General features: G+C 42.5%; 21 protein-coding genes and 1 other RNA gene. 3 read left to right on the top strand and 19 right to left on the bottom strand.

Annotation, left to right across the window (positions count from 1 at the left end; genetic code table 11):
• Positions 1 to 55: 55 nt before the first annotated feature.
• The 7 genes from NSQ43_RS10825 to menC form a co-directional block, all read right to left on the bottom strand.
• Complete coding sequence (locus NSQ43_RS10825; protein ID WP_339250085.1) at positions 56 to 766, bottom strand: cytochrome c biogenesis protein CcdA; 711 nt, start codon at positions 764 to 766, stop codon at positions 56 to 58.
• A 292-nt stretch (positions 767 to 1,058) separates the two neighbouring features.
• Entirely contained in the window at positions 1,059 to 2,840 is a 1,782-nt protein-coding gene (locus NSQ43_RS10820; RefSeq protein ID WP_339254877.1) for an ABC transporter ATP-binding protein, read from the bottom strand.
• A 5-nt stretch (positions 2,841 to 2,845) separates the two neighbouring features.
• Positions 2,846 to 4,600: an ABC transporter transmembrane domain-containing protein gene (locus NSQ43_RS10815; protein WP_339250083.1), complete on the bottom strand. Its 1,755-nt coding sequence runs from the start codon at positions 4,598 to 4,600 to the stop codon at positions 2,846 to 2,848.
• A gap of 79 nt (positions 4,601 to 4,679) precedes the next feature.
• Complete coding sequence (locus tag NSQ43_RS10810; protein WP_339250081.1) at positions 4,680 to 5,012, bottom strand: YolD-like family protein; 333 nt, start codon at positions 5,010 to 5,012, stop codon at positions 4,680 to 4,682.
• Positions 5,013 to 5,207: 195 nt separating this feature from the next.
• Positions 5,208 to 6,461, bottom strand: a complete 1,254-nt coding sequence (locus tag NSQ43_RS10805) for a UV damage repair protein UvrX (protein ID WP_339250079.1) — start codon at positions 6,459 to 6,461, stop codon at positions 5,208 to 5,210.
• Between the two features lie 137 nt (positions 6,462 to 6,598).
• Entirely contained in the window at positions 6,599 to 7,399 is an 801-nt protein-coding gene (locus NSQ43_RS10800; RefSeq protein ID WP_339250077.1) for a DUF6612 family protein, read from the bottom strand.
• 62 nt (positions 7,400 to 7,461) lie between these two features.
• On the bottom strand, positions 7,462 to 8,568 hold the full coding sequence (gene menC / locus NSQ43_RS10795; protein WP_339250075.1) for an o-succinylbenzoate synthase: 1,107 nt from the start codon (positions 8,566 to 8,568) through the stop codon (positions 7,462 to 7,464).
• A 99-nt stretch (positions 8,569 to 8,667) separates the two neighbouring features.
• Between menC and NSQ43_RS10790 the strand changes: the two genes are divergently transcribed.
• Positions 8,668 to 9,207 carry a transcription repressor NadR gene (locus NSQ43_RS10790; RefSeq protein WP_339250073.1) on the top strand — a complete coding sequence of 180 codons (540 nt, stop codon included), beginning with the start codon at positions 8,668 to 8,670 and terminating at the stop codon, positions 9,205 to 9,207.
• A 318-nt stretch (positions 9,208 to 9,525) separates the two neighbouring features.
• Here NSQ43_RS10790 and NSQ43_RS10785 read toward each other — a convergent pair whose 3' ends face one another.
• Complete coding sequence (locus NSQ43_RS10785) at positions 9,526 to 10,155, bottom strand: HD domain-containing protein (RefSeq protein ID WP_339250071.1); 630 nt, start codon at positions 10,153 to 10,155, stop codon at positions 9,526 to 9,528.
• Positions 10,156 to 10,453: 298 nt separating this feature from the next.
• On the opposite strand from NSQ43_RS10785, the gene NSQ43_RS10780 reads away from it, so the two are divergent.
• The gene (locus NSQ43_RS10780; RefSeq protein ID WP_339250069.1) at positions 10,454 to 10,657 is read left to right on the top strand and encodes a cold shock domain-containing protein; all 204 of its coding nucleotides are present in this window, start codon (positions 10,454 to 10,456) and stop codon (positions 10,655 to 10,657) included.
• Positions 10,658 to 10,706: 49 nt separating this feature from the next.
• Here the strand turns inward: NSQ43_RS10780 and NSQ43_RS10775 are convergent, their stop codons facing one another.
• A complete protein-coding gene (locus NSQ43_RS10775; protein WP_339250067.1) occupies positions 10,707 to 10,895 on the bottom strand; it encodes a zinc-finger domain-containing protein in 189 nt (62 codons plus the stop codon).
• A gap of 79 nt (positions 10,896 to 10,974) precedes the next feature.
• Here NSQ43_RS10775 and NSQ43_RS10770 point away from each other — a divergent pair, with 79 nt between their 5' ends.
• Positions 10,975 to 11,370: a ribonuclease HI family protein gene (locus NSQ43_RS10770; RefSeq protein WP_339250065.1), complete on the top strand. Its 396-nt coding sequence runs from the start codon at positions 10,975 to 10,977 to the stop codon at positions 11,368 to 11,370.
• Between the two features lie 44 nt (positions 11,371 to 11,414).
• Here the strand turns inward: NSQ43_RS10770 and NSQ43_RS10765 are convergent, their stop codons facing one another.
• From NSQ43_RS10765 to NSQ43_RS10720, 10 genes are all read right to left on the bottom strand, one after another.
• Positions 11,415 to 12,008 (bottom strand): metallophosphoesterase family protein, encoded by a 594-nt coding sequence (locus NSQ43_RS10765; RefSeq protein WP_339250063.1) that lies wholly within the window; start codon positions 12,006 to 12,008, stop codon positions 11,415 to 11,417.
• Between the two features lie 19 nt (positions 12,009 to 12,027).
• A complete protein-coding gene (locus NSQ43_RS10760; protein WP_339250060.1) occupies positions 12,028 to 12,849 on the bottom strand; it encodes a sulfurtransferase in 822 nt (273 codons plus the stop codon).
• 15 nt (positions 12,850 to 12,864) lie between these two features.
• Complete coding sequence (locus NSQ43_RS10755) at positions 12,865 to 16,500, bottom strand: dynamin family protein (protein WP_339250058.1); 3,636 nt, start codon at positions 16,498 to 16,500, stop codon at positions 12,865 to 12,867.
• A gap of 96 nt (positions 16,501 to 16,596) precedes the next feature.
• Positions 16,597 to 18,510 (bottom strand): ATP-dependent DNA helicase, encoded by a 1,914-nt coding sequence (locus tag NSQ43_RS10750; protein ID WP_339250056.1) that lies wholly within the window; start codon positions 18,508 to 18,510, stop codon positions 16,597 to 16,599.
• A gap of 63 nt (positions 18,511 to 18,573) precedes the next feature.
• The gene (locus NSQ43_RS10745; protein ID WP_339250054.1) at positions 18,574 to 19,701 is read right to left on the bottom strand and encodes a class I SAM-dependent RNA methyltransferase; all 1,128 of its coding nucleotides are present in this window, start codon (positions 19,699 to 19,701) and stop codon (positions 18,574 to 18,576) included.
• Between the two features lie 149 nt (positions 19,702 to 19,850).
• Positions 19,851 to 20,236: RNase P RNA component class B (gene rnpB / locus NSQ43_RS10740), an RNA gene on the bottom strand.
• A 78-nt stretch (positions 20,237 to 20,314) separates the two neighbouring features.
• Complete coding sequence (gene gpsB, locus NSQ43_RS10735; protein ID WP_339250052.1) at positions 20,315 to 20,611, bottom strand: cell division regulator GpsB; 297 nt, start codon at positions 20,609 to 20,611, stop codon at positions 20,315 to 20,317.
• Positions 20,612 to 20,719: 108 nt separating this feature from the next.
• Positions 20,720 to 21,976, bottom strand: coding sequence for a ribonuclease H-like domain-containing protein (locus tag NSQ43_RS10730; RefSeq protein WP_339250050.1), 1,257 nt, complete (start codon positions 21,974 to 21,976; stop codon positions 20,720 to 20,722).
• Between the two features lie 28 nt (positions 21,977 to 22,004).
• Complete coding sequence (locus tag NSQ43_RS10725; RefSeq protein WP_339250048.1) at positions 22,005 to 24,269, bottom strand: DEAD/DEAH box helicase; 2,265 nt, start codon at positions 24,267 to 24,269, stop codon at positions 22,005 to 22,007.
• Positions 24,266 to 24,634: a YppE family protein gene (locus NSQ43_RS10720; protein WP_339250047.1), complete on the bottom strand. Its 369-nt coding sequence runs from the start codon at positions 24,632 to 24,634 to the stop codon at positions 24,266 to 24,268. The genes NSQ43_RS10725 and NSQ43_RS10720 overlap by 4 nt, the downstream gene beginning before the upstream one ends.
• Positions 24,635 to 24,761 lie beyond the last annotated feature (127 nt).

Genomic DNA, 24,761 nt, shown 5'->3' with positions numbered 1-24,761 from the left:
CCCCATCTACATTATTATAATGGACGGAGGCAAGTATGGTGAGCGTTTGTATTCATTAAAACCCTTGGAAATCTCCGAAAATCGGGCTAAGTAGGCTTGTTAAGTATGTGATGCCGTCGAAAAACAGCAGAAGACCGAATGCAATCATGATATAGCCACCGATTTTCATAATGAGATTACTGTTTCTGCGAATCCATCCAAGTCTTGTGATGAAAAACGACAAAACGAAAAATGGAATTGCAAAGCCTAATACATAGAGCATCATGTACAGCATGCTGGATCCCGGATTTGCTGCAGCGAGTCCAATAATTGCCCCGATGATTGGCCCCATACATGGTTGCCAACCAGCAGAAAATGCAAGACCGATCAAAGCTGTACCTAGAAAGCCTGCTGGACGATTTTTGAATTGGAGCCTATGTTCTTTCATTAGAAACTTAGGTGTGAACAAACCGATAACCATAAGTCCAAACACAACTATGAAAATGGCACCAATCTGTCTAAGCATATCTTTGTATTGTATGAAAAAGGTGCCAACAAACGAAGTACTGAACCCTAAAAATACGAATACAACTGAAAATCCAAGTAAAAAGAATATTGTGTGAAGCATACCGTTTCGGTTCATCCGTTTTGAATCCGATTTCAGGTCTTCAATCGACATCCCGGTAATGTATGATATAAATGCTGGATACAATGGCAGGACGCAAGGTGATATAAAGCTTAGGAAACCCGCTCCGAATGCAAGAAATATATTCAAATCAGTCGCCATCATTCTCTCCCCTTCATTTTTCTCTCTCCATCGTAACAAATCCCGAACCAAATTACGCTCATTTGAACTGTGAAATGTTTATGACAAGTAAAACGGGGGCGTCAGGCAGCTAAACAAATGAAAAGCGGAAAATGCTACGGATATCTTTCGAATACCGCAATATATCTATTGAATCCACGAATATATCCTTTGAATATCGCAATTTATCTATTGAATTGTGCCTCTTTTTCACAAGCAAAAACCGGCTCGTACTTCATTGGCTAACCAATGCATACGGGCCGGTCCAATTTACTTAAATAGCATCATCCATAATTCCATTTTGAAGCTGGTACATCATATAATACAATCCTTTTTGTGCAAGTAGTTGTTGATGGTTTCCTCGCTCAACAATTTCCCCTTGATGCAACACTAAGATAAGCTCAGCATCTTGAATTGTACTCAATCTATGAGCAATTGCAATCGTTGTTCTACCTTTACGCATTTTCTCCAAACTTGCCTGAATCGCAACTTCTGTTTCTGTATCAATATTAGCTGTCGCTTCATCCAAGACAAGGATTTTCGGGTTCGTCGCAATCGTTCTTGCGAATGCAACAAGTTGGCGCTGCCCGCTTGAGAAGGTTGAACCACGCTCTGTTACTTTTTGTGAATATTTCTCTGGCAACTTTTCGATAAATTCATTCGCTTGAACGAATTCCGCTGCAGCACGAACTTCTTCCGAAGTCATTTCCTGATTATGCAATCGAATATTACTTTCGATATCCCCGTAGAAAAGGAACGGATCTTGAAGGACAAGACCAATTTTCTTACGTAGCTCTGCTTTCGGTAAATCCTTCAAGTTCACACCATCAATAAGTATTTCTCCCTTATTGTACTCGTAGAAACGCATAAGTAAATTGATGATGGAACTTTTTCCGCTTCCCGTATGGCCGACTAATGCGACCGTTTCACCGGCATTTGCAGTGAATGAGATATTTTTCAATACATCATTTTTACCATCATACGAGAAAGTAACATCTCGGAATTCGATAGTTCCTTGTTGAATTTCCTTATTACCCGCTTCTTTTTGCGCTGGCTCCATATCAGGATCATCCATCAATTTAAACACGCGGGATGCGGAAACAAGCGCCTGTTGGAAGATTGACAACCTCTGCATTACTTGCTGAACCGGTTGGAACAAACGTCCGATCAACGTCGTGAATGCATAGATGATTCCGACTTCGACTGCACTATCGAGTGACATGAATCCAAAATATCCAAGGACACAAACGATAGCGAACGCATAAAGCAAGTCGATGAATGGCCCAAGCAGGATACTATCGAATTTAATATTTCGCATACCTGCCCGGAAGTGACCTTCGTTGATGTTGTCAAATTCTTTCGCCAAGCGTTCCTCTTGTCTGAATGCTTGAACCATACCCATACCGGATAATGACTCCGCTATTTTGGCATTCAATTGACTTAAACGTTCCCTTAAATCCTGATAGAAATCGGAACTGTAACGTCGGTATACAATGATGATTGTCAGGAATAAAGGAAGCAAGAGCATAGATGCAAACGTCAACTTCACATCCAGGGAAAACAATGCGATGAAAACACCAATAAGAACAAAAATCGCTTGTAGGAACGTAACAACGACGCTCGTGAACATCTCCTTGATGGATTCCGTGTCGTTTGTTACACGTGATACAATACTTCCCGCTGGAGTTCTGTCAAAATAGCGCATGCCTAAACCATGCACTTTTGTAAAAACATCAATCCTCATCTGCTGGATAATTTTCAATGAAATATCTTGAAAGCGCAGCAGTTGGAAATACGATACAGTTACGATGAACACTTGTAATCCGATATAGACGAGTGCAAGTGTCATCACTTCATTTTTAGGAAAATGAAGCGGTGTTAAATAATCGTCGATAAATGATTGAATGATGAGAGGTCCTACAATGCTCCCGGTTATTGTCAATACAAGCAATGACAATGCGATTGTAATGCTCACCTTATGCGGGATTGTATAACGCATAAGTCGCTTGAACACCTTGAATTGGTCCTTCGCCGTCAATTTGGGCTGTTTTTCCATCTGCATTATTCTTCCCCTCCTTGCTCGACAAGCACTTCCAGTTGTTGCAAGTCATACATTTCTTTATATCTTCCGCCCAATGCAAGCAACTCTTCATGCGTGCCCGCTTCAACAATCGTCCCTTCATGCATAACGATGATCTTATGGGCATGTTGGATGGCACTTAGACGATGCGATGTTATGATTGTCGTCTCCCCTGTTCGCATCTGTTTCAGCGATTCAAGGATTGCCTCTTCCGTCTTGGCGTCGACTGCTGATAGCGAATCGTCCAAAATAAGCAATTCTGGTTCCATGATCAGTGCGCGTGCAATGGAAATCCGTTGCTTTTGTCCTCCGGAAAGTGATACGCCACGCTCCCCGACAACCGTTTCATATCCTTCAGCGAAGCCTTTAATATCTTCATGGATATGCGCAAGACTTGCTGCCTCATGTATTTTCTCGCGATCGATCTTCGGATTTGTGAATGCAATATTTTCAGCTATTGTCGTTGAGAATAGGAAGTGATCTTGCGGCACATAACCGATCGATTCCCGTAAACGTTGCTGTTTGTATTTATTGATTGGGTTTCCGCCATAGACGATGCTTCCCTTATACCCTTCAAATTCCCTTAGAAGCAACTTCAAAATAGCGGTTTTCCCTGATCCCGTTTTTCCGACAATACCAAGCGTTTCCCCACGTTTTAATGTGAAATGCACGTCATGAAGTGCGGGAGTTTTGTCATCTGGGAACTTGAATTCATCGATGTCGAAGTGAAGATCCCCTTCAGGTCTATGGTCAATAGCTCCTGTGACATCCTGAATATCAGGTGTAATCGATAGCAATTCAGTAATCCGGCTATAGGAAGCATTTCCGCGTTCTACGATGTTGAATAGGAAGCCGAATGCAAGCATTGGCCATGTTAGCAATCCAAGGTATGTACTGAATGCAATCATGTCACCGATAGACATATCACCGGCAATGATGAATTTCGTTCCGAAGTAGAATGACAGAATATAAGATACGGCAAAAATTCCAGTAATCGTTGGATCGAAAAGTGCATCGACTTTTGCCACCCGCATGTTTCTTGCAACAACATCTGTTGATAAATCCGTGAAATCTTCAATGTCTTCCTTTTGCTGTCCAAATGTTTTGATTACTTTAACGCCAGAAATGCTCTCCTGTGTCTTATCATTCAGATTGGAGAATGCTTCTTGTGCGAAACGGAAGCGTCGGCGCAGCAATCTTCCATAATAGCTTGTTAGGAAAATCATGAATGGAAATGGGATGAGTGCGATTAATGTTAGTTTCCAGTTGATGGTTAACGCCATTGTCAAAATGACGAACCCACCCGTGGAAAGGGAGTCGACTAGTGTCAGGATTCCCATTCCTGCCGTCTGTTGCACCGCATTGATGTCGTTTGTCGCGTGTGCCATCAAATCCCCGACCCGTCTTTTTTGATAAAAAGAAGGTGACATTCTTGTAAAATGATTGAATAACTTCTCACGCATTGTCCGTGATAATAGTACCGCCGAACCAAAAATCATGACGCGCCAATAATAACGCGATACGTACATCAGAATTCCTGCAACCGCCAAAATAATAAGCCATTTTGTCAGTTGGGATCCCGTCAATGTCCCGAGTGTAATATCATCGACAATATAGCCGATGATTTTCGGTGGAAGCAATTGTAATAAGGAAACGAACACAAGCGCTGCGATTCCTAATCCGTATTGCTTTTTCCGTTGTTTGAAAAACCAACCAAGCTGTAATAAAACTTTCACGGTATTCCCCCTACTCTTTTTCTATGTCCCTGAATAGTCTACCAAAATTCTGAACAATAGAAAAGGTACGAGACTCAAATTATTCGAAATCTGAAATACTTTTTAGGTTGACAAATGGAATTTGGTGTGTTTGATTTGCTTGGGAAGTCAATTGAAACATGCCCTCAAGTATATCGATTTTGCTGACAATCCCGCCCGCTGTCAGTATTCTTTTATCTTGCCAATAGTGAACGGTGATCGGTCGATTTTTTTCGATTGCCTCCTGTATCCGATAGTTCCATTCTTCCATTTGTTGTTCGTCGGGATGTTGCCTTAGTTGATGTTGATCTTCCTTTTGCCAGTCCCGTAGCTGTTCGACATGTTCCGGAAGCATCATTGCAGTCCATTTGATACGTCCTCGGTCACGGATCATTTGATCATCTCCTTGCTAATTAATATAGAAAACAAGTAACCGGATTTCCGTTCCAGGCGGACGCTTCCGCGGGCATGGCTTCAGCCTCCTCACTTCGCTGCGCTACGTTGCGGGGTCTTCAGCTCATGCTATTCCCGCAGGAGTCGCCGCCTTCCACTTCAATCCTACTACTTACATCAAATTGGTCTGATCTAATTATTTGTAGTGCCCGCCTATCAGCTTCGATCGATGGACGGCTGTTCCTGCGTCTGTGTAGGATACTGCACGCAATATGGCTGTGGAGCCGTATTTTTTACGCAATGAGTCCATTGCCTTTCCAAGTTGGCGGTTGCGCCATTTATGTTGATCAAAAAGGCTGAGTTGCATGGCATATTCGTTTTCCAAATTTGCCAAACTGATGGCGATGCGCCTGACGGGACGGCCATCATGGAATTCGTCTAAAAGCTTTGTGCAAAGTCGGTAGATTGCCATTGTGTCATTTGTCGCTTCGTGCATTGAACGGGATCGACCGAAGCCGCCGCCAAGTGAATTTTTCGAGTAACCGATGGATAAATGGACCGTGCGCCCCGCTTTGCCCGCTTCCCTTGCCCGTAATGCGACATCTTCGCACATCTCAAGAATGACTGTCAGAATATCTTCCCGCTTCGTATAATCACGATAGAGGATTTGCCCTTTCCCGAAGCTGATTTGTCCTTCGACAAGAGGAGCGCCAAGATCAGATAGATCGATACCGTGAGCGTGGTGGTACAATTGGTTTCCCATGACGCCGAATTTCTGTTCCAACCGTTCAAGAGGAGTATGCGCCAAATCCCCGACCGAGAAGATTCCCATGTTATTTAATGTCTTTTCGAGTCTGCTGCCGATTCCCCACATGCGGCTTAGCGGTGCAACTGGCCAAAGCCTTGATGGAATATCTTCATACGTCCAGCGGGCGAAACCAGTCTTCTTGGCGTCGAGGTCAAGGGCCAATTTCGACATCAGCATATTCGGCCCCATTCCGCATGCCGACCTCAACTGGAACTGATCGACAAGCTGGTCTTGTATCCGTTGAACTGTCTCTTCCGGAGGCCCCCAGAGCCGCTCGGTTCCCCCAAGGTCAATGAAGCTTTCATCGACAGAATAGACATGGATTGCCTCTTTCGGTACATAGCGGTTCAAGAGTCTGGCAATTTCCATTGAAACATCGATATAAAACTGCATTTTTGGCTCAATCAGCCGTATGGATGGGTCATCCGGGATTTCATAAAGCCGCATCCCCGTCTGCACACCGAATTCCTTTTTCAAGGCGGGAGAAGCAGCGAGGACAATGCCTCCCTTCCGCTCCTTATTGCCGATGATGGCAATCGGCGTATCCATGACATCAAGCCCTTCCATCACCGCCGCACAGCTGGCGTAAAAACTCCGCATATCAAGGCATACAATTTTCCGGTCCGGCAAATCAGTATACATATCGATTCCCTCCATTTAAGAACACTTGTTCTTTATAGTATACTCAGAACAGGCGTTCATATTCAATGGGCGTTATTGGAAATGAAAATAAAAAGCATCCGCCATGGGATACGCCCTGGACAGATGCCAATTTTATATTATTTAGATGTCAGATCCTTAACTTCCTTCGGCAATTCAAAGTTCTCTGCGTCGTTGAAATAACTATAAGTGGCATTCAACTTCTGTTGGGACCTGTACGAATTGCTGTCTTTGTATGTCTTTATATAAGAAGACATTGTAAAGCCGGTTACGTAAAGAGTACGGTTATTGAATGTAATGACAATATCCAATCTGTCAACCATGTCAAACCCTTCTTGACTGGAACCGATATCAGGGAAAATCTCCTTAAATTGCTTTAGCTGATTACGGTCCAATGATAATTTCAAGGCATAGCCATAATCGATTGGTTGAAGAATGAAGTCATCCTCGAACTCTTTGAACTTGGATAGGTCAACGATAGGGTTGACGCCAGATACAAGCGTGCCGAACACTTCAGCAATTGAGCCGAAAGATAGTTCATCCCATTTGTTATTTTTGTCGTCTGTTACAAACACACGGTCGTCAACTTGGTAAACATCCATATTCCATGGCGCTGTGCCACGCGGAGTAACCTTCGTCTCTGTATGAACCTTTACAGGGTCAAGGAAGGCAACCGTGCTCATATCGAATTTGACACCGGCCCTTTCTGGATTCTCCAGATCACCATCTTTAACAGTTACTTCCGTTTCGTCATAGACGATATGCGATTGGACAGATTTCAAAGACGTTTCCATCGCCTCTTGCGATTTATCTAATAAATCTCCGGCCGACATTACATTCTGGGCCTTTCCCGTATAGCTACAAGCAGCAAGCAGAAGCAGCATAGAGCTTACCGCGAGAGCGTTAATTATTTTTTTCACATTAAACTCCCTCTCTACAAAAACCTACATTCATTTTACTGGAAAAACTATTATTCATCAATCTATTCAAAATGCCAGATATCAGTAGTAAATTCATCAATAGCATCAAAATCAGGTGAATAGCCAATTCCAGGAGCATTCGATATGGTTATAAAACCATCCTCCACAACCACTTCCGGCTCAATGATATCCTTTTCCCAATAACGGGAAGAGCCCGCAGTGTCTCCCGGAAAGATAAAATTCGGTAGTGACGTCAAAGCGATATTATGTGCTCGACCGATTCCAGCTTCAAGCATCCCCCCGCACCAGACAGGAATTCCGTTTTCCATGCAATAATCATGAATTCTTCTTGCCTCCGATAGGCCGCCAACCCTTCCGATTTTCACATTGATGACTTTTGTACTCCCCATCTCAACCGCCTTCCGCACATCTTCCAATGAAAGAATACTTTCGTCAAGACAAATCGGTGTTTTAAGCTCCTTTTGTAAGACAGCATGATCGACTATATCATCATAAGCGAGCGGCTGCTCAATCATTAGAAGGTCAAATTCATCTAACTGCTTCAGTAGATCGATATCGTCCAACGAATATGCCGAATTGGCGTCTGCCATAAGTGGGATATTCGGAAAAGCTTCCCTCAACCGACGAATTACATCAATATCGGCACCCGGTTTGATTTTCACTTTAATCCGTTTATACCCTTCATCCAAATAACCTTGTACTTTTTCGATTAAACGTTCCAAGTTTTCTTGGATGCCTATACTGATTCCGACTTCAATCCGCTGTCGATTTCCGCCTAAAGCCTCAGCCAACGGGATTCCCTTCCGCTTTGCATAAAGATCCCAGACAGCACCCTCAATAGCTGCCTTCGCCATATTATTTTTCCGGATAGGAGAAAATAGAGCACTTACCTCGTCCGGATGGTCAATTTCATTCCCAAGCAGGATCGGAATAAGAAAATCGCGGATCATATGTAAATTCGTCTCAACTGTTTCTTCTGTATACCACGGGGCATCGAAAGCAACTGACTCCCCCCAGCCGGCATTCCCCATTTCATCTTCGACTTCAAGCAATAAAAACTGCTTGTCCTGCATCGTTCCGAAGCTCGTTGCAAAAGGTTCCTTCATTCTCATTTTCATTTTACGAACGGTTACTTTTTTAATTAGCATGCGGGTTCTCCTCCATTTCGATCAGGTGAACTCTGTCTGTGCTATTATACACTAACAGAATGGAGGATATGGTAAAATTGAAGTAATGGAGGGATAACATTGAACGGAAATGAAAAAATGCCCGGAGAAGAACGCCGGGAACTAATTTTGGCTACATTACAAAATGCAGATAGACCAATGACCGGAAAAGAACTTGGGGAATTGACAAATGTCAGCCGCCAAGTCATCGTTGGAGATATCACTTTATTGAAGGCTAAAAACGAACCAATCATCGCAACAAGCCAAGGCTATATGTATATGCATGCCCCAGTCGGACCTGGAAAAATCGAGAGGACACTTGTCTGTCACCACGCTCCGGAGCAGACTGAAGAAGAATTGAATATTCTTGTCGACCACGGCCTAACGGTGAAAGACGTAAAAATAGAACATCCTGTTTACGGTGACTTAAGTGCATCAATCATGGTGTCAAACAGGCAGGAAGTAAAAGAATTCATCCGCCAAGTCCAGGAGGCAAATGCTGTATATTTATCGAAGTTAGCGGAAGAGGGCATTCACCTTCATACAGTTATCGCGGAAACTGAACAGCAAATCGAAAAAGCAGAAATCGCATTAAAACAAGCGGGTATCCTCGTTGAATGAAGGATACCCGTTTGTTTGGTGTAAGAGTAGCGGAGAAAAGCAAATGTACGGCAAAACCCCCACCAAATGTCTATGGCAAAGTCTGACAGACTCGGGTCAACACCTGTGTCTTGCACTAAATACATATCAAGACTAACCCTTTCCAGAATAAACGAGCGGTTCCTAAAATAAACGAGCGCTTTCCAGAATAAACGAGCGGTTCCGAAGATAAACGAGCGGTTATGAGAATAAACGAGCGTTTTTCAGGATAAACGAGCGTTTCAAAAAAACTGGTCCGTCAATCCTATAACGGTCGACGGACAGCTTTCTGAAAATCCATTAAATCCCCACTTCTCTCTTCAACTGCTCAAGGAAACCAAGCATGAACTTATGCCGCTCGTCCGCCAGCCTTTTCCCTTCCTCTGTAACCATGAGGTCTTTTAATAATAAAAGCTTCTCATAAAAATGAGTGACGGAAGATGTGTTTTTGGAACGATATTCCGATTCAGACATATTCGTCCTTGCTATTTCATTCGCATCATACAGTTTCCTCCCTCTTGCGCCCCCGAAAGCAAAAGTCCTTGCAATCCCAATTGCTCCAATGGCATCAAGGCGATCCGCATCCCTCAAAATGGCCCCTTCAATCGAAACGATCTCTTCCTCATTTCCACCATTGAATGAAACACTCTTAATCGTTTCCAAGATCCGCTTCGTCATATCAGCATCTACACCCGATGAATGCAACAATTCCTTTACGGACACGCCACTTTCCGTTTTATATTTTGGATCATCCACATCATGAAGAAGAGCTGCAAGCCTCACAATCGCCATATCAGCCTCCGGCAATGTCCTCGCAATCATCTCCGCATTTCTCATTACTCGTAAGATATGATCAAAATCATGACTCGCATCAAACTGCTCATATATTCCAATCACTTGCTCCGTACATCTTTCAATAAACTTTTCCATTTGAACACCTTCTCATTTTTATTTTCCTATTTAAGGATTGAAGTGGAAGGCGGCGACTCCAGCGGGAAAAGCGTCAGCAGAAGACCCCGCAACGAAGCGAAGCGAAGTGTGGAGGCTGAGGCGACGCCCGCGGAAAGCGTCCGCCTGGAAAGGAAATCCGGTGCATCAAGCAAATATCCTATTATAACTCGACTGATAATTCGCACCATATCATTGACGTATAATGTCGATTCATGTATAGTAAATTCAACCATGTCAATAATGGGATAGACATTGAATTGCCGAGGGAGGAATAAACATGTACCAAGGTAAAGTAAAATGGTTTAGCAACGAAAAAGGATATGGTTTTATCGAAACCGACAATGGCGAAGATGTATTTGTACACTACACTGGTATTATGTCAGAGGGGTTCAAGACATTGGATGAAGGCCAGACCGTCTCCTTCGAAATCATTGAAGGCAACCGTGGTCCCCAAGCGGCAAATGTCTTAAGTATTAGCTAAAATGAAAACTGAATTGTAAATATCCCGCCATGTAATTCATGGCGGGGTATTATTTTGTCAATTTATTCATTTCATTCCCTAAGAATTGCAGTTGTTCCCCTATCGTACAGGTCCGAATGCAAAATTGATGTGCGGACGTCTTCCCAATATCCTTCACCTGTTGCCTTTTCACAAAACATCCTTCACAATACGTATCAAGCACTTCATTGATTTCATTCATGATCGTTAATTTATCCATAATAACCTCCCGTGCGGGTCATTCATTCATTTTAATGTCCGTATAATGTAATTGCAACTAAGTCCAAGGAGTGATGAAGATGATTGAATTATACGTAGATGGCGCAAGCGCCGGTAACCCTGGAAAAAGCGGCATCGGGATTTATATCAAAGGAGAAGGAGCGCAAGTAAAGCTATCCGAACCGATTGAACCGACCAATAATCATACAGCAGAATTCATCGCACTACTGCGCGGCATGGAAGAAGCAGCGAAGTTGACGACCGGTATCGTTTCAGCTCGCTCAGATTCAAAAGCAGTCGTTTCCGCAGTTGAAAATGAATTTGTGAAAAACGAGCTTCATAAAGGATATTTGAATGAAATCCTGTCGATTGCGAAGACCTTCGAATTCTTCTTCATCAAATGGATTCCGGATGCTGAAAACCGTGCAGCTGACGCCCTCGCAAGAGAAGCAATCCATCAGCAAACTGATTCCTGACCCTATAAAAAATAGTTGCCGCCAAAAGGATTGGCGGCAAACAATTATTCCGCTTTCATGAAGGTCACGGTATTATGGGTGCTGTCGTATAAAACCCATTCCCGATCATTCACAACCGCACCAACATTGACAAGCGTTTGTCCTTCACCAATTTTATACGGATGTTCGAACTGCACATCTTCTTCTTTTCCGCTCTGTGTCAAACCCGATTTATGGCTATGCCCATAAAACGTCAACGGCCGCACTGTTTCTGCCTTCAATAAGGCCCACGGTTCCCCGCCCCATGTCCATTGATGTCCGTGGATTACTTCAGCCTCTTCAAGTTCAATTTTCTCCGGCATCTCGGATAACTTTTGCAGCAAAGCGTCATCCGTTTCAGTAATCAGCAAAATTCGTTCTTCCTGATTCCCGGCAACAGAAGGAAAAGTAAGCAATTCCACAAAACCATCAGGGATCAACATCACTTCAGACAGACTGCTGTATTTATGTTCAGTTATATACCTTTTACTGATGGTACATTCAAATAAGTCACCCGTGCCAATTAAAACGGCATCAGATGCTTGTTTATTTATATGGTTAAGTACTTTTTCCAAATCTACTTTAGAGGAATGGATATCCCCGATAATCGCGTATTGCATCTGAGGTACCTCCAACCGTTCAACCTTTTTCTACTTCTATAGAATCTCTCGAAATCCAATCGCTGAAACTTCCAACATACAGTTTTACATGATCATATCCATTATGTTTCAGCATGGCGTATAACGGAGTAGCCGTAACCCCGCTGCCGCAATAGACGGTAATTTCGTCTTCCTGATTAACTACTTTTGAAAGTTGATCTTTCACGTCACTTCCGAGGTCATAGACTCCATCTTTCTTGAGTCGTTCCCAGTCGAAATTCAATGCCTTAGGAATATGCCCTGCAATCGGGTCGATCGGTTCCACTTCCCCGCGATACCTTTCCGCAGACCGTGCATCTACAAGTACATTGTTCGTTTCTCCAGCAACGGTCTTTTCAACGAATTGGCGTGAGGCGAAAATCGATTCATTCCATTCCGGGACGACTTTCGAAGGCTCTGGCCTTGTGAGTTCATCGGAAACCGGGACACCTAATGCTTGTAACTGATCGAAACCTTCAAGAGAGATGAATGAATTCTTAAAGCCGGCATATTGAAGAATCCACCAGGCCCTCGTTGCAAAAGGTGCTCCCCCATCGTCATAGACGAGTATAAGATCGTCTAATTCAAGTCCACTTTTCCTGAATAAAGACGTCAAATCATCTTTATCCGGCAAAGGATGTCTACCCGATTTCAATTTCAAATCGGATAGGTCCTTTCCAAGATCCCAATAGACCGCATCTTTAATATGCCCTTCTTCGAATTTCTTTTTCCCCAAATTTTCGTCTTGCAATGAATAACGTGCATCAATCCATTTAACCCCATCGACCGCAATGTCGTTGATCGATTTAAAAACATTTCCCATAGTAAAACATCCCCCTTAACGATTTTTTTCGTAAACTGTACGCCATTCATCCAATTGTTCCGTATCTTGCAATAGAGAACGCTCTGATGCGATTTGCTGAATACTTTGTTGCAACAAATGAAGTCGTAACCCTTCTGCTTCTGCTTCAATCCATTGTTCAGCCCACACTTCAAGTCGCTCTTTCTCTTTCCCTAAATAGATTGAAGCATCCTGCTTCAAACGTTCTTCAAGTTGATCTCTTAAAACCAACCGATCTCCTCTTTCGAAAAACGATTTCTGGTTTTTAAATAGCCGGTTAACATCTTTATACACCATTGGATTTTCAAAAGGCGTTGCAAATGATAGCATCTCTTTATCTTCCGTCTCATATGGCGAAGGTGAAATGGAGGCATCTTTTTCACCTAAGAATCGGACTTCCGAACGCTGCCGCTCTTTCAATTGTTTATTCATAAAGTTAAGCATGCGTAAGTTCGTGACCTTCAATTCTTGCGTCAAGTCAAAGCCAACCATTTGTACGGTTTCTGATAGAGACATGGCCAATGCCTTTTCAGCAGGATAGTTCGCGAAAGTAGATGGACTATAGCCTTCCTTGAAAAAGTCCCCGAATCGCAAGAATACACGCTGTAAAATATAGTAAACCAACTCATTCAACTCATTGGTAGATGCCTTCCGAATAACTTCCGCAAATCCATGTGAGAAGTGAGCACGAATTTCCTGTTCAAATCGGTCTAACTCAAGCATACGTTCCGCTTTTCGGGATTGGTTCATTTCCGTTCTTTCAATCAATGTCGCAAGACGGTTAACCGTTTTTTCAGCCTCTTCAAGGAGCGCCTGGACAGCAAGGCCCTTTAAATCCTCTTTCAAGAAACGCTCAAAATGGCTTTCAAATTCGTTCATGGAAGAATCTTGTTGACCTGTAAGTTTGGCTTCCAACGCTTGCAAGCTCGAAATTCCGTGAACACGTGGATGACGGATTCCGAATGATGTCAATTCCTGTTCAACAAATGATTTTACAGCTTCTGCTTCCTCATCATTTGAGGCGAGGTCGATTGCATTGACGACAAAGAACATTTTGTCCAATTCGAAAGCGTCTTTCACCCGTCCAAGTTGAATAAGGAACTCACGGTCTGCCCTTGCAAAAGCGTGGTTATAATATGTGATGAAAAGAATTGCATCCGCATTTCTAATGTAATCGAAAGCGACGTCTGTATGCCTTGCATTGATCGAATCAGCCCCTGGTGTATCAACAAGAGTAATCCCTTGCCTTGTCAATGCACAATCGATGAATAGATCAATCGAGTCTACGAAGCAGCTACGTTCTTCTTCCGCTACAAATCGGGTAAATTCACTTTCCTCTACATTCACGGTTTTTCCAAGTTTCCCCTTGTAGACAGGATATCCCTTTTCGAATGCCCGGATGAAAGTTTTATGAATATGAAGGCTTTCATCCTCCAACTCCCTTTTTAACACTTCCTCAGATTTCCTAAACGCTTCTTCAAGTGTTGTAATCGGAACACCTAATTTATCGAACGAAAACGCAACGTCCTCTGTCATCTGATCGACTGATTTCAAATGGACATCAGCCGTTCGATCCTCTTTACCCGCGGATAATGGCCGAATTCTATTAATGGCAGCCGTCGTAGGATTTGGAGAGACAGGTAAAATACGGTCACCGATCAATGCATTTGAAAATGAGGATTTTCCTGCACTAAATGCACCGAATAACGCTACTGTAAATTCCTGCTCGGAAAGTCGGTTAGATTTATTCCGCAAATAATTGGCAGTTTCCATAAAGCCCGGAATATCTTTTACCGCTTCCGCAATATGCAATGCATGATCAATCACTTGACTTGCATCAGTTGTAGTAGACACCGTTTCCGCTTCTGTTTGTTCTTCTAACTTAGGCGACTCAGCAACAACCTCATTTTCCGCTACTTCAACTTCATCAAGATCGATAAGCTTAATATCAGATTTCTTTTCCCATTGCGCAAGGAGATGACGGCTATTTTCCTTCAAGATGGCTGGTGGGGTTGTAACGTTATCGTTGAGAGTAGACAGTTTTTTGTTAATCTCTTCAACTTGCGAAATGGCGGCAAGTTTTTGTTCAAGTGAACGAATAATTGAAAACAGCGATTCTGATTGTTCATTTCCAATTGATTCGGCGATGGTCGACATTTCTTTTTTCCATTCATCCGTCCGTTTCCGGATGACTTGTTGGATGGCTGACTTCATCTGTTCCGCCATATTTAGAACTGTATCACCTGTCAGGACATCGGAAACATTCAAATAGGCATCAATTTCCTCAAATGGGACAGTCAAGTCCATTTCATCTATTTCAATTGACCGCTCATCGGTCATGAATCCAGCATCTTTCAGCACTTTTTTCATTAAAGCCTTCAAATGCACTTCAATTTGCGTATGTATAAGTTTGGATAAATTAGCCGTCAGGGCATTCTTTCTTTTTTCTCTTTCTTCCGCTGTTTTTTTAGCTCCAAATAAGAAACCGACCTTAAATCTGGAAGATTTCGATTCAAGATACTCCTTCAGCAATTCTCTAGTTTCAAAAGGACTGACGGACGCGTTTCGCAATAACTCATTTCGTTCCCTTTCAAAAACGGCATAAAATTCATCACCCATCAGAAGGGCTGCACGCTTTGTCAACTCTTTCACTTCTGCCGATAGTTCGTCAAGTTGCCCCCATTCCTCTTCAGAAACGATTTCTGAATAAGTCTGTTTACGTTCTTCTTTTTCTGTTTCAAGATAGTTCAAATGCTCTTCTTTCAACTTTAATAGAGAAAGTTCCGTGTTTTTCAAGAAATGCTCTTTCCAGTTTTCCATTGATCCTTCTACAATCTTTTTAACCTTTTCAAAATCATTATGTGGAAGCTCTTTATTACGTAGGGATGTGTAAAAAATACCTTTCGGTTCGACTCCCCATAGACTAAAAGAGTCTTCAACCGACTTTTTGAACGCCTCAAATGGCAATTCGCTTTCCCGATGCTTATCAATTTGGTTAATGATCAAATAGACATTCGGATTATAACGCAATAGTTCTTTCGTAAACTTGAAATTCAGTTCAGACTGTACATGATTATAGTCCATCGTATAAAAAACAAGATCCGCAAGATGTAATGCCGATTCGGTCGATAGGCGATGTGCATCGTCCGTTGAATCGACGCCCGGCGTATCCATCACAGTTATAGCTTCAGGTAATTTTGACGAGGGATGTCCTATTTCAACAAGGGAGATTTCGGCACCATCTTTACTGAAAGACTTAATCGCCGGCGAAAAACCATGCCCTTCGAATTTATATACAGTACCGTCAGTTCTATGGATAATTGCATACTCACTATCTGTCTTTTTCACCTTAACGATATTGGCGCTCGTCGGAATTGGACTGGATGGCAATAAATCGTCCCCAGTCAGGGCATTGATCATTGATGATTTCCCAGCAGAAAAATGACCTGCAAAACCGATGACAAATTCCTCATCTATTACTTTATGTGCTAATGATGCTGCTTTCTTCACACGGTCTTCATCATGATTTTCTTTAAACAATTGACCGTAAATTGCCACCTGCTGTAAAACATCTGCTTGTTGTAAATTTTGTGACATTGAATTCTTTCCTTCCCTAATTTCTGTTTCTATCATACCATCTTTTCCTAATGAAATGAGCTATAAGAAAGTTGCGAAATATATTGACTTGCATGAAAAAAGCTGTCTCCTAAACAGTAGAGACAGCGGGTTTTATTTCTTAATTGTTGTTTGAATTTTAACAGGAAAAATACCTGAGATGACGTCCTTCATTTCCTTGTCTTGCCCTTCAAGTGGGATATGGATACTTCCGTAGTCATCGCTCGTTCGGATAAGTCGACCTGCACCTTGGCGCAGTCTCAGCAACATAAACGGAAGATCTACCTCTTTGAATGGATGTTCCGCATGCTTTCTTCGCGCATCAAATAACGGATCTTGAGGTGGAAATGGCAAATCGTAAATGATGACTCGCGTTAACGCATCATTCGGCACATCCAACCCTTCCCATAGATGATACGAACAAAGAACCGATATATCCTTGCTCTGGAAGTCCCGAATCATTGAAGACAATTCCCTTTCCCCTTCAAATGCTATTTCTTTCTGTCCATCTCCAATCTTCTCTTTGAATTCCTTCATCGATTGTTCGGATTTAAACAGAATAAGCGTTTGTTCCTTCTCTTTCAATAAATCGAGGACATAATCAGCCTTTTCCCCTTCTTCAAGATCGGCAACAATGACGTCCATCACTTCTTCATAATCAAAAGGCGATTCAACTGATAAAGACAGAAAATCATCGATTCCAAGGCTATCCAGTAAATACGTAAAATCTTGCCCGACTGATAGAGTCGCGGACGAAAATACAATTGGAAGCTTAGAGGAAAATAGTTTTTCCTTTAAAATATCCGTTACAAGTCTTGGCATAATGATGAGCGTTAATTCGCCCTCGGCTTCTTCAGCCCAATCCACAGCGTCGCTTTCTGAAGTGAATAAATCCATTGAGAAGATATATTGTTCCAAGTATTCCTCAACCATTGTTAGATCATATTCTGGAATAATATAAAGTTCACCTTCAAAAACGAATTCCTCCAATAAAGCTGTTGAAATCGCGATAGCTTCTTTTCCAATGGAGAGAAGGTCTGAGGTTTTTTTAATCGCTTTCCGCTCTTCGGCGTTTCCTTTTGAATTCAACCTAAGTTGTCGGAAAAACTCTTCATGCACATCGATCAATCGCTCCATTAACACAAGTGTCTCTTCCCGAATGCCATCAACACTTATACGTTCCAACAAGTTTAACAATGTATTGTTTTGAACTTCATATGTGAGTGCCCGTTGAGCTGAATATTCAAGAAGATGTCCTTCATCGAAAACGATCATGGATACATCTGGAAGCAAAGGGAGCTGTCCTTGACGCTTTCTTGATTCCTTCGTCCAAATATGCTCCATATAGAAGTCATGCGAACAAATGATCACATCAGCTGCATCTCGATAATGATTACGATGGATTGTTTGACCACATCTGTTTCTCACATCGCAAGCTGCACATTGTTGAATCGGATGGAAATTGATTGTTTTCCATTGATCATCATTTATGTCAGGGTAATCGGACCTTTCGCCATACGGAGAAATGGATTGCATGGAAAGGTTGCCACGAACAAAGTCTGGTAAACTGCTTTGAACGTTTTCTGCATACTCTTCAGATGTTGCATCGACTGCATCTTCCAACCTTTTCAGGCATAGATATTGGTCTCTCGCCTTCGCAAGACGGACATCGATATCGATTTGAAGAGCATCGCTGATTTTCTTGATATCGCCCTCTTCTTTAACAAGCTGATCGATCAATGTTTCGTCTGCACAAGAAATAAGAGCCGGCTTTCCTGTATATCTCGCATAAGCAATGGCTGGCAATAAATACGCAATCGTTTTCCCGGTTCCGACTCCCGCTTCAGCAAGGAGAATTTTCTTCTCTTTCAGCGCTTTTTCAATTTGGAATGCCATATAGATCTGTTCATCCCTGCATTCAAACCCTTTTTCAGTCAGATCGTCATATAATGTATCACCAATCCAGTCATTCAAGGATTCGTAGAATGATTTCTCTTTTGACAATGAAAATGGCATTTTTCTTTTCATCTGCGCTTCCCCTTTCTTTACACATGGAAACGGAAGAGGGCGTCCTCTTCCGTTAACTAAATCCTATTTCCGCTGACCCCAAAATTGATAGAAGTCCGTCCGGATAAATCCATTGAATAATTTTCGTTTCTTCGTCGCTTTTTTACCGTACATCGTTTCGAAGTTTTCCAAGGAGGATAGCATGTAAACGGACCATGAAGGATACTTATCCATAATATGGCCCATGATCTTTGTAAGTTCCTCTGCTTCTTCAATTTCCCCCAACCGTTCTCCATAAGGAGGATTTCCGACAAGAACCCCGTTCAAACCTTCAACCGATAAATCTTTGATGTCTCGTTGTTCGAATTGGATCAAATCCATAAAACCTGCTTCGACAGCATTTTGCTGGGCAACTTTCACCATTCTTGCATCGACATCAAATCCTTTAATATCCAGTGGCTGATCGTATTTTGCAAGGTCTTCAGCTTCTTCCCGAATCTGATCCCAAATTGTAGAATTCATCCAAGGCCAATGTTCGCTGCTGAATTCACGATTATAGCCCGGTGCAATATTCTGGCCAATCATCGCCGCTTCAATCGGAATTGTGCCCGATCCACAGAATGGGTCAACAAATGGTCGATCAGGATTCCAACGAGTCAATTTGACGAGGGCAGCTGCCAGTGTTTCTTTCAGAGGAGCATCGCCTTGTCCGAGACGGTAACCGCGCTTATGCAAGCCAGCTCCACTCGAATCAATTGTTAAAGTGACCTTATCTTTTAAAATTGATACTTCAAGTTTGAATAATGGACCCGATTCGTCCAAAAATCCGATTCTGCGATAGGCTGTTTTTAACCGTTCGACAATCGCTTTTTTAACAATTGCCTGGCAGTCAGGGACACTGTAGAGTGTGGATTTGACTGATTTGCCGGCTACCGGAAAGTTTGCGTCGACAGGTAGGTATTGTTCCCATGGAAGTGCTTTTGTTTGTTCGAATAGGTCGTCGAATGTGGTTGCGTGGAATTCGCCAACGATGACGCGTACGCGGTCAGCGACACGAAGCCACATATTTGTTTTTGCGATTGCTGTCTCGTCGCCTTCAAAGTAGATTTTCCCGTTTTCTGTTTGTGTTTGGAAACCAAGTTCCTTCACTTCGTCTGCAACAATTGACTCAAGGCCCATCGCAGACGTAGCTACCAATTTATAATTAGCCAATCATGTCAACTCCAATTCATAACGTATGTAAGACAGTTGCTATATACTTATATAGTCTGTGTAAGTTTTATCAAATAATTTCCCTGTTAATGAAGAAATGCTCTCCATGCGTACGGAGAGCATTGATTGCACTATTAAACCATTGTAAATTCGATAAGCCATGTTTTGTTCCCGTGTACTCAAACGGCTTGCGCCTCGTACTTAGGGTGGTAATCATCTATCTACAGACTAATGTCTGTCCCTTCATCCGTTCATTTCCTTCAGAAGAGTGCCCCTACCATAATTTGGGTTTCTCGCTCGTGGGGTTTACCGCGTTCCACCTTATCCGTTTCCGGGTAAGCTACGTCACTGTGGCACTTTTCAGGGGACCTCATCCATATTCGTTAGACGAACTTAGGATTTATCCCCGCCGTCAATGTGCTATGCACAAAGCCACGGCTTATTTTTTCGCCGAGCACGAACACTACGGTCATCTCAGAACCGTGCGAGCATGGACTTTCCTCTACAACATACGTTGCAGCGATTACCTGAATTCACACTATGGTCTCAACAGTATACAGCTTTTTTCATTAAATATCAATTGATTTATTTATTGCATTTCTTTGCAATATGTTCACTCGTAGTCGTATAGTTTACTACCAAAAACATGCTTTTCTAAATTCGAAATCCGCTTTAACAAGTCAAAGTTAGTTGTATTGGTATTCGTAGCGGCTGGTCGTTTAGCTTGTGAAGCGAGTTCATCTTTCAATCTTTCATTTTCCATTCGCAATTCGGAAATTGTTTTTTTGAATGCTTCATAATCCTGAATGACTGTATCAAGGAATAAATCAACATCTTCCTGATTGTATCCGCGGAGACCCGTTTTGAACTCTTTTTCAAGAATTGTTTTGGAGTCGAGTTTTATTTCCATTAAATAACGTCCTTCCATCTATGTTTACGTACCGCAAGTATAGCATATTTTGTACAATCTTGTCTTTTATTTTCGGCGTTGGACGACGGTTTTTGTCGTTTGATGCGCTTACCCGGGAAATAGCTTCTTTCGCAATCTTATTTCCCTGTAACCGAAATCATTTCCCATACGTATTTTGAAACGTTCTGGCAAGTCGGAATTATTGTTCAGTGTTTCAATCGCCTTCCTTGTATAACGTAATGCCATTTCAGGCTCTTTTACCTTATGCTCATACAGCTTCGCCAATTCCTCAAAAGCTATAATTCTTTCTCTTCCATCAATACCGTCGGCGGCAATTTTAAACGAGTTAATCGCCTCGGTATGCCGATTCTCTTTTTTAAGGATGAAGCCAATATGGAAATGCGCCATCGGTTCCTCAACCCCGAATTCGGCAATGACATCGCCAAGAATCTTTTTGCTACGGTCAAAAGATTTTAAATCTCGATACCATTTTCCGATATTTGTTTGAGCGTTAGCCGAAAACGATTGTTGTTCTTTAAGAAGGAGATCTGTCGATCGAATATATAATGTAACAAGTGAGAGGATATCCCATTCATTATGCATAAGAACTTTCATCAGCATTTCTGCACGTCCGTTTTTTACTGCGTCTTGATAAATGATTGGGGCCATGTATCCCGGGATGTCTCCTTCGCGGAAAAAACCTAACTGTTCTTCTTCGACAGCAGTTAGTTTGAATGTATCCATTTCGTTTTTCCAGATCCGTTTCGAGCCATGCAGCAGATCGATTTCTGTATGTTTCAATAAAGGTGGCAGGATATCCCGATTCAACGTCCATCTTGTCTCAACTTGAGGCATGTCAAAGCTCTTCCCATTATACATGACAACCGACATAGGGGTTTTCCAGAAGTTCGATGCATAAAGGAAAGCAGCCTCGTGATCAGGTCCGGGTAATACATATTGGGTTAACGTGAATTTTGTTTCGGTGTATTCGATAAAGCCCATCAGGAAAATTAGTGTTCCCGCTCCCTTTAGTCCGGTAGTTTCTGTATCGAAGAAAACAAGGGGGCGGGACAAATCTGGAGCGAGTGGATGAATTTCATTCGCCTCTCGCCAACTTTCTACAGTACCCAATAATCCAGATAGTTTATAATTTCCATGAAAATGTTCCGGTCCGTATGTAACTACACGTTTGTAAACAATTCCATATTCGTTTGCCTCTTTTGTAAGGCCAGCCGCGAGCCATTTTTCTTCATAGGGTGGAGAAGGTGGTCTTTTTCGTTTAGGTTCCTCCGACATTTCATTCGATGAGGCAGGTTTCTTTTTCAGAAGCTTCTTCATCTGCATCAATTTGGCTTCATAGGACATCCCAATTCCCCCTTTTAACCCCATACATTTATTGCACCAATTTCTTTAACAACGTACTAACTTGCCGTTTAGCTGTTTTCACGCCTTCTTCCTGGGCTCCAATACAAATCGGACAGCCATATTCACAGACGCAGCCTGCGACATGTTTTGCTGTTCTGTCGATCAGCTCTTTCCACCTACCATAAAGCTTCTCGCTTAACCCGATTCCTCCCGGGTAACTATCATAAATGAAGATTGTTGGTTTGCCCGTATGGATCGCCTTTACTTGCGGCACTACATGGATATCTGTTCGATCGCAGCGGACAAATAGCGGAATGAACGATTGAATCGCATATGCAGCCCCTGTCAGTGCATCAGTCAAGTCGGATTCCTTCCAGCCTTCAGGTGTGTCGAATGTATACCAGGTTGAGGAGGTATGCAATTCTTCTGCTGGTAGAGTGATAGGGCCAGATCCGATATTATCATGTGTATCGAAACGGATTTTTTTGAATATCGTCGGGATGGCCAATACTGCAATATCGCCGAAAGCTGTTGTCGCTTCTCCTAATTGCTCTCTTTCATCCTCGCTGATGACTTTCAACTCCACCGCCAGGTTCGCGTCCGTATAGTAATCGACATCCACTTCCGTTACATATGCCTTCTTCTCTTCCCAATCCAACATCTCCACCTGGTACTGCTTCCCTTGATGGATATAAATCGCTTCTTCATGCAATAGGGTCATCGCGCTATAGCGATCCATCTCCCCTATTACGACCGTCCCTTTTGGAATCGTTTTATCGATAATGACGACATTTTCCTGTGAAGCGGAACGTAAACTGATTTCGCTTGCGGGAAATCTATCTGTCATCCAATGCCATTTGTCTGAAGTTCTGACAAGGACACCTTCACTTTCTAAAAACGCAAGCAGTTCCTGCACTTCGAATTCGCCATAGGTTTCTGTCATAGTAAATGGCAGTTCAAAGGACGCACATTTCAAATGATCCATCAAAATAAGCATATTATCCGGGTGAATCCGAGCTTCTTCAGGAGTTTGTCCCAATAAGTAGTCTGGATGTTGGATAATGTATTGGTCGAGTGCCATAGATTGAGCGACATAAATGATCAACGCATCATCTTGCCTCCTCCCTGCTCTTCCCGCTTGCTGAAAGGCGCTTGCGATATTTCCGGGGTAGCCAGTCATGATGCATGCTTGAAGTTGTCCAATATCGATGCCTAATTCAAGCGCATTTGTACTGACAACTGTTCTGATATCACCTTCGCGTAATCGTTTTTCGATTTTCCTGCGTTCCGAAGGCAAATAACCGCCTCTGTATCCCATAATTGTTTCGTCGAATAGCTTTTTCTTTGTTAATTCTTTCATATAGGTTACGAGCATCTCAACACGTACCCTACTTTTTGCAAAGATGATTGTTTGAATGCCTTCACGATAAAGGAAGGAAGCGATATCCCGTACTTCAAGAATGGCACTTCTTCTAATCCCGAATGTTTTATGAACGACTGGAGGGTTATAGAAAACAAAATGCTTCACCCCAGCGGGAGCACCGTTATTCGAGATAAGTTCCATTTCTGTACCCGTCAATGTTTCAGCCAACTCTTTCGGATTGGCAATTGTTGCGGAAGTACATATGAAAGTAGGATTGCAGCCGTAATAATTACATATCCGTTTCAACCTTCTTAACACATGCGCGACATGGCTTCCGAATACCCCTTTATACGTATGCAGTTCATCAATGATGATATACTTCAGGTTTTCGAAAAGTGAAACCCATTTCGTGTGATGTGGTAAAATCCCCGAGTGTAGCATGTCCGGATTCGTCAAAACGATATGGCCGGACTTTCGGACTTTTGTCCTTAACCCAGGTGCTGTATCTCCATCATACGTATAACTCAGGATTGTCTCTCCACTTGCCTCAATCAGTCCGTGTAAATCCGCCAACTGATCCTGCGCCAACGCTTTCGTCGGAAATAAATAAAGAGCGCGTGATGAATCATCCTCCAAAATACTTTGAAGAACCGGTAGATGATAGCATAAAGATTTACCAGAGGCGGTCGGTGTGACAGCAGTTATCGAGTTACCTGAGTTAGCAAGATCGAACGCTTCACGTTGGTGGCTGTAAAGTTTTTCGATTCCCTTCTCTGTTAGAGCCTTTACAATCGATGGATGAAGACGTGATGGAAAAGGTGCATATGTAGCAGATTTTCCAGGAATCTTTTGATAGTGGCTAATGTTTGGCGATAATTCAGGATTGGATAAGAGGTGATCTACAACCTCCCGGACACTCCCCTGCTTCATTCACTGTCGCCCCTCTCGGACTGCAATGCCTCCAACACCGTTTTAAGCGTGTAAGTGGCTGAATTAATGGATAACACGAATCGTTTTTTTCCGGTTTTTGCATAAAAGGATTGTACGATAAATTGTTTCATTGAATCGTTCAATGAATCAATTTGTTGGATATGGACATATCTCGGTTTTTCAGTGCGTATATATTCCTTCATTTCCTCCGTCCATTCATCTAATAATTTATGGTTTTCATCTGCATATGGCTTAACTTCAGTAAAAAAATCGGGCTCCCGCTCTGTTTCCCGCATCGCTAATAGTCTTGGTAAACATTCCTCACATACCGAAAGGAGCCGTTCCGTTCTCTCTATAAGATTCAAGTGATCTCTTCCTTTCCGGATTCTTTACTTTAGTCTATCAAAATTTCACAAGGACACCAAGTTCCACGAACGTATATTCCTTGGGAATTCATGTTAACACGGAACTTTTATAAGGATAATCCGTCCA

The organism is Sporosarcina sp. FSL W8-0480 (assembly GCF_037963765.1).
Taxonomy (GTDB): Bacteria; Bacillota; Bacilli; order Bacillales_A; family Planococcaceae; genus Sporosarcina.
This window is presented reverse-complemented; position numbering and strand designations above follow the sequence as displayed.

What these genes read in the sequence shown, in the direction of transcription:
- NSQ43_RS10725 (WP_339250048.1), bottom strand. Translation starts at nt 24,269, where the DNA reads ATGAAGCAGGGGAGTGTCCGGGAGGTTGTAGATCACCTCTTATCCAAT.
- NSQ43_RS10770 (WP_339250065.1), top strand. Translation starts at nt 10,975, where the DNA reads ATGATTGAATTATACGTAGATGGCGCAAGCGCCGGTAACCCTGGAAAA.
- NSQ43_RS10805 (WP_339250079.1), bottom strand. Translation starts at nt 6,461, where the DNA reads ATGTATACTGATTTGCCGGACCGGAAAATTGTATGCCTTGATATGCGG.
- NSQ43_RS10765 (WP_339250063.1), bottom strand. Translation starts at nt 12,008, where the DNA reads ATGCAATACGCGATTATCGGGGATATCCATTCCTCTAAAGTAGATTTG.
- NSQ43_RS10760 (WP_339250060.1), bottom strand. Translation starts at nt 12,849, where the DNA reads ATGGGAAATGTTTTTAAATCGATCAACGACATTGCGGTCGATGGGGTT.
- NSQ43_RS10810 (WP_339250081.1), bottom strand. Translation starts at nt 5,012, where the DNA reads ATGATCCGTGACCGAGGACGTATCAAATGGACTGCAATGATGCTTCCG.
- NSQ43_RS10820 (WP_339254877.1), bottom strand. Translation starts at nt 2,840, where the DNA reads ATGGAAAAACAGCCCAAATTGACGGCGAAGGACCAATTCAAGGTGTTC.
- menC (WP_339250075.1), bottom strand. Translation starts at nt 8,568, where the DNA reads ATGCTAATTAAAAAAGTAACCGTTCGTAAAATGAAAATGAGAATGAAG.
- gpsB (WP_339250052.1), bottom strand. Translation starts at nt 20,611, where the DNA reads ATGGAAATAAAACTCGACTCCAAAACAATTCTTGAAAAAGAGTTCAAA.
- NSQ43_RS10780 (WP_339250069.1), top strand. Translation starts at nt 10,454, where the DNA reads ATGTACCAAGGTAAAGTAAAATGGTTTAGCAACGAAAAAGGATATGGT.
- NSQ43_RS10825 (WP_339250085.1), bottom strand. Translation starts at nt 766, where the DNA reads ATGGCGACTGATTTGAATATATTTCTTGCATTCGGAGCGGGTTTCCTA.
- NSQ43_RS10730 (WP_339250050.1), bottom strand. Translation starts at nt 21,976, where the DNA reads ATGTCCTATGAAGCCAAATTGATGCAGATGAAGAAGCTTCTGAAAAAG.
- NSQ43_RS10750 (WP_339250056.1), bottom strand. Translation starts at nt 18,510, where the DNA reads ATGAAAAGAAAAATGCCATTTTCATTGTCAAAAGAGAAATCATTCTAC.
- NSQ43_RS10775 (WP_339250067.1), bottom strand. Translation starts at nt 10,895, where the DNA reads ATGGATAAATTAACGATCATGAATGAAATCAATGAAGTGCTTGATACG.
- NSQ43_RS10785 (WP_339250071.1), bottom strand. Translation starts at nt 10,155, where the DNA reads ATGGAAAAGTTTATTGAAAGATGTACGGAGCAAGTGATTGGAATATAT.
- NSQ43_RS10755 (WP_339250058.1), bottom strand. Translation starts at nt 16,500, where the DNA reads ATGATAGAAACAGAAATTAGGGAAGGAAAGAATTCAATGTCACAAAAT.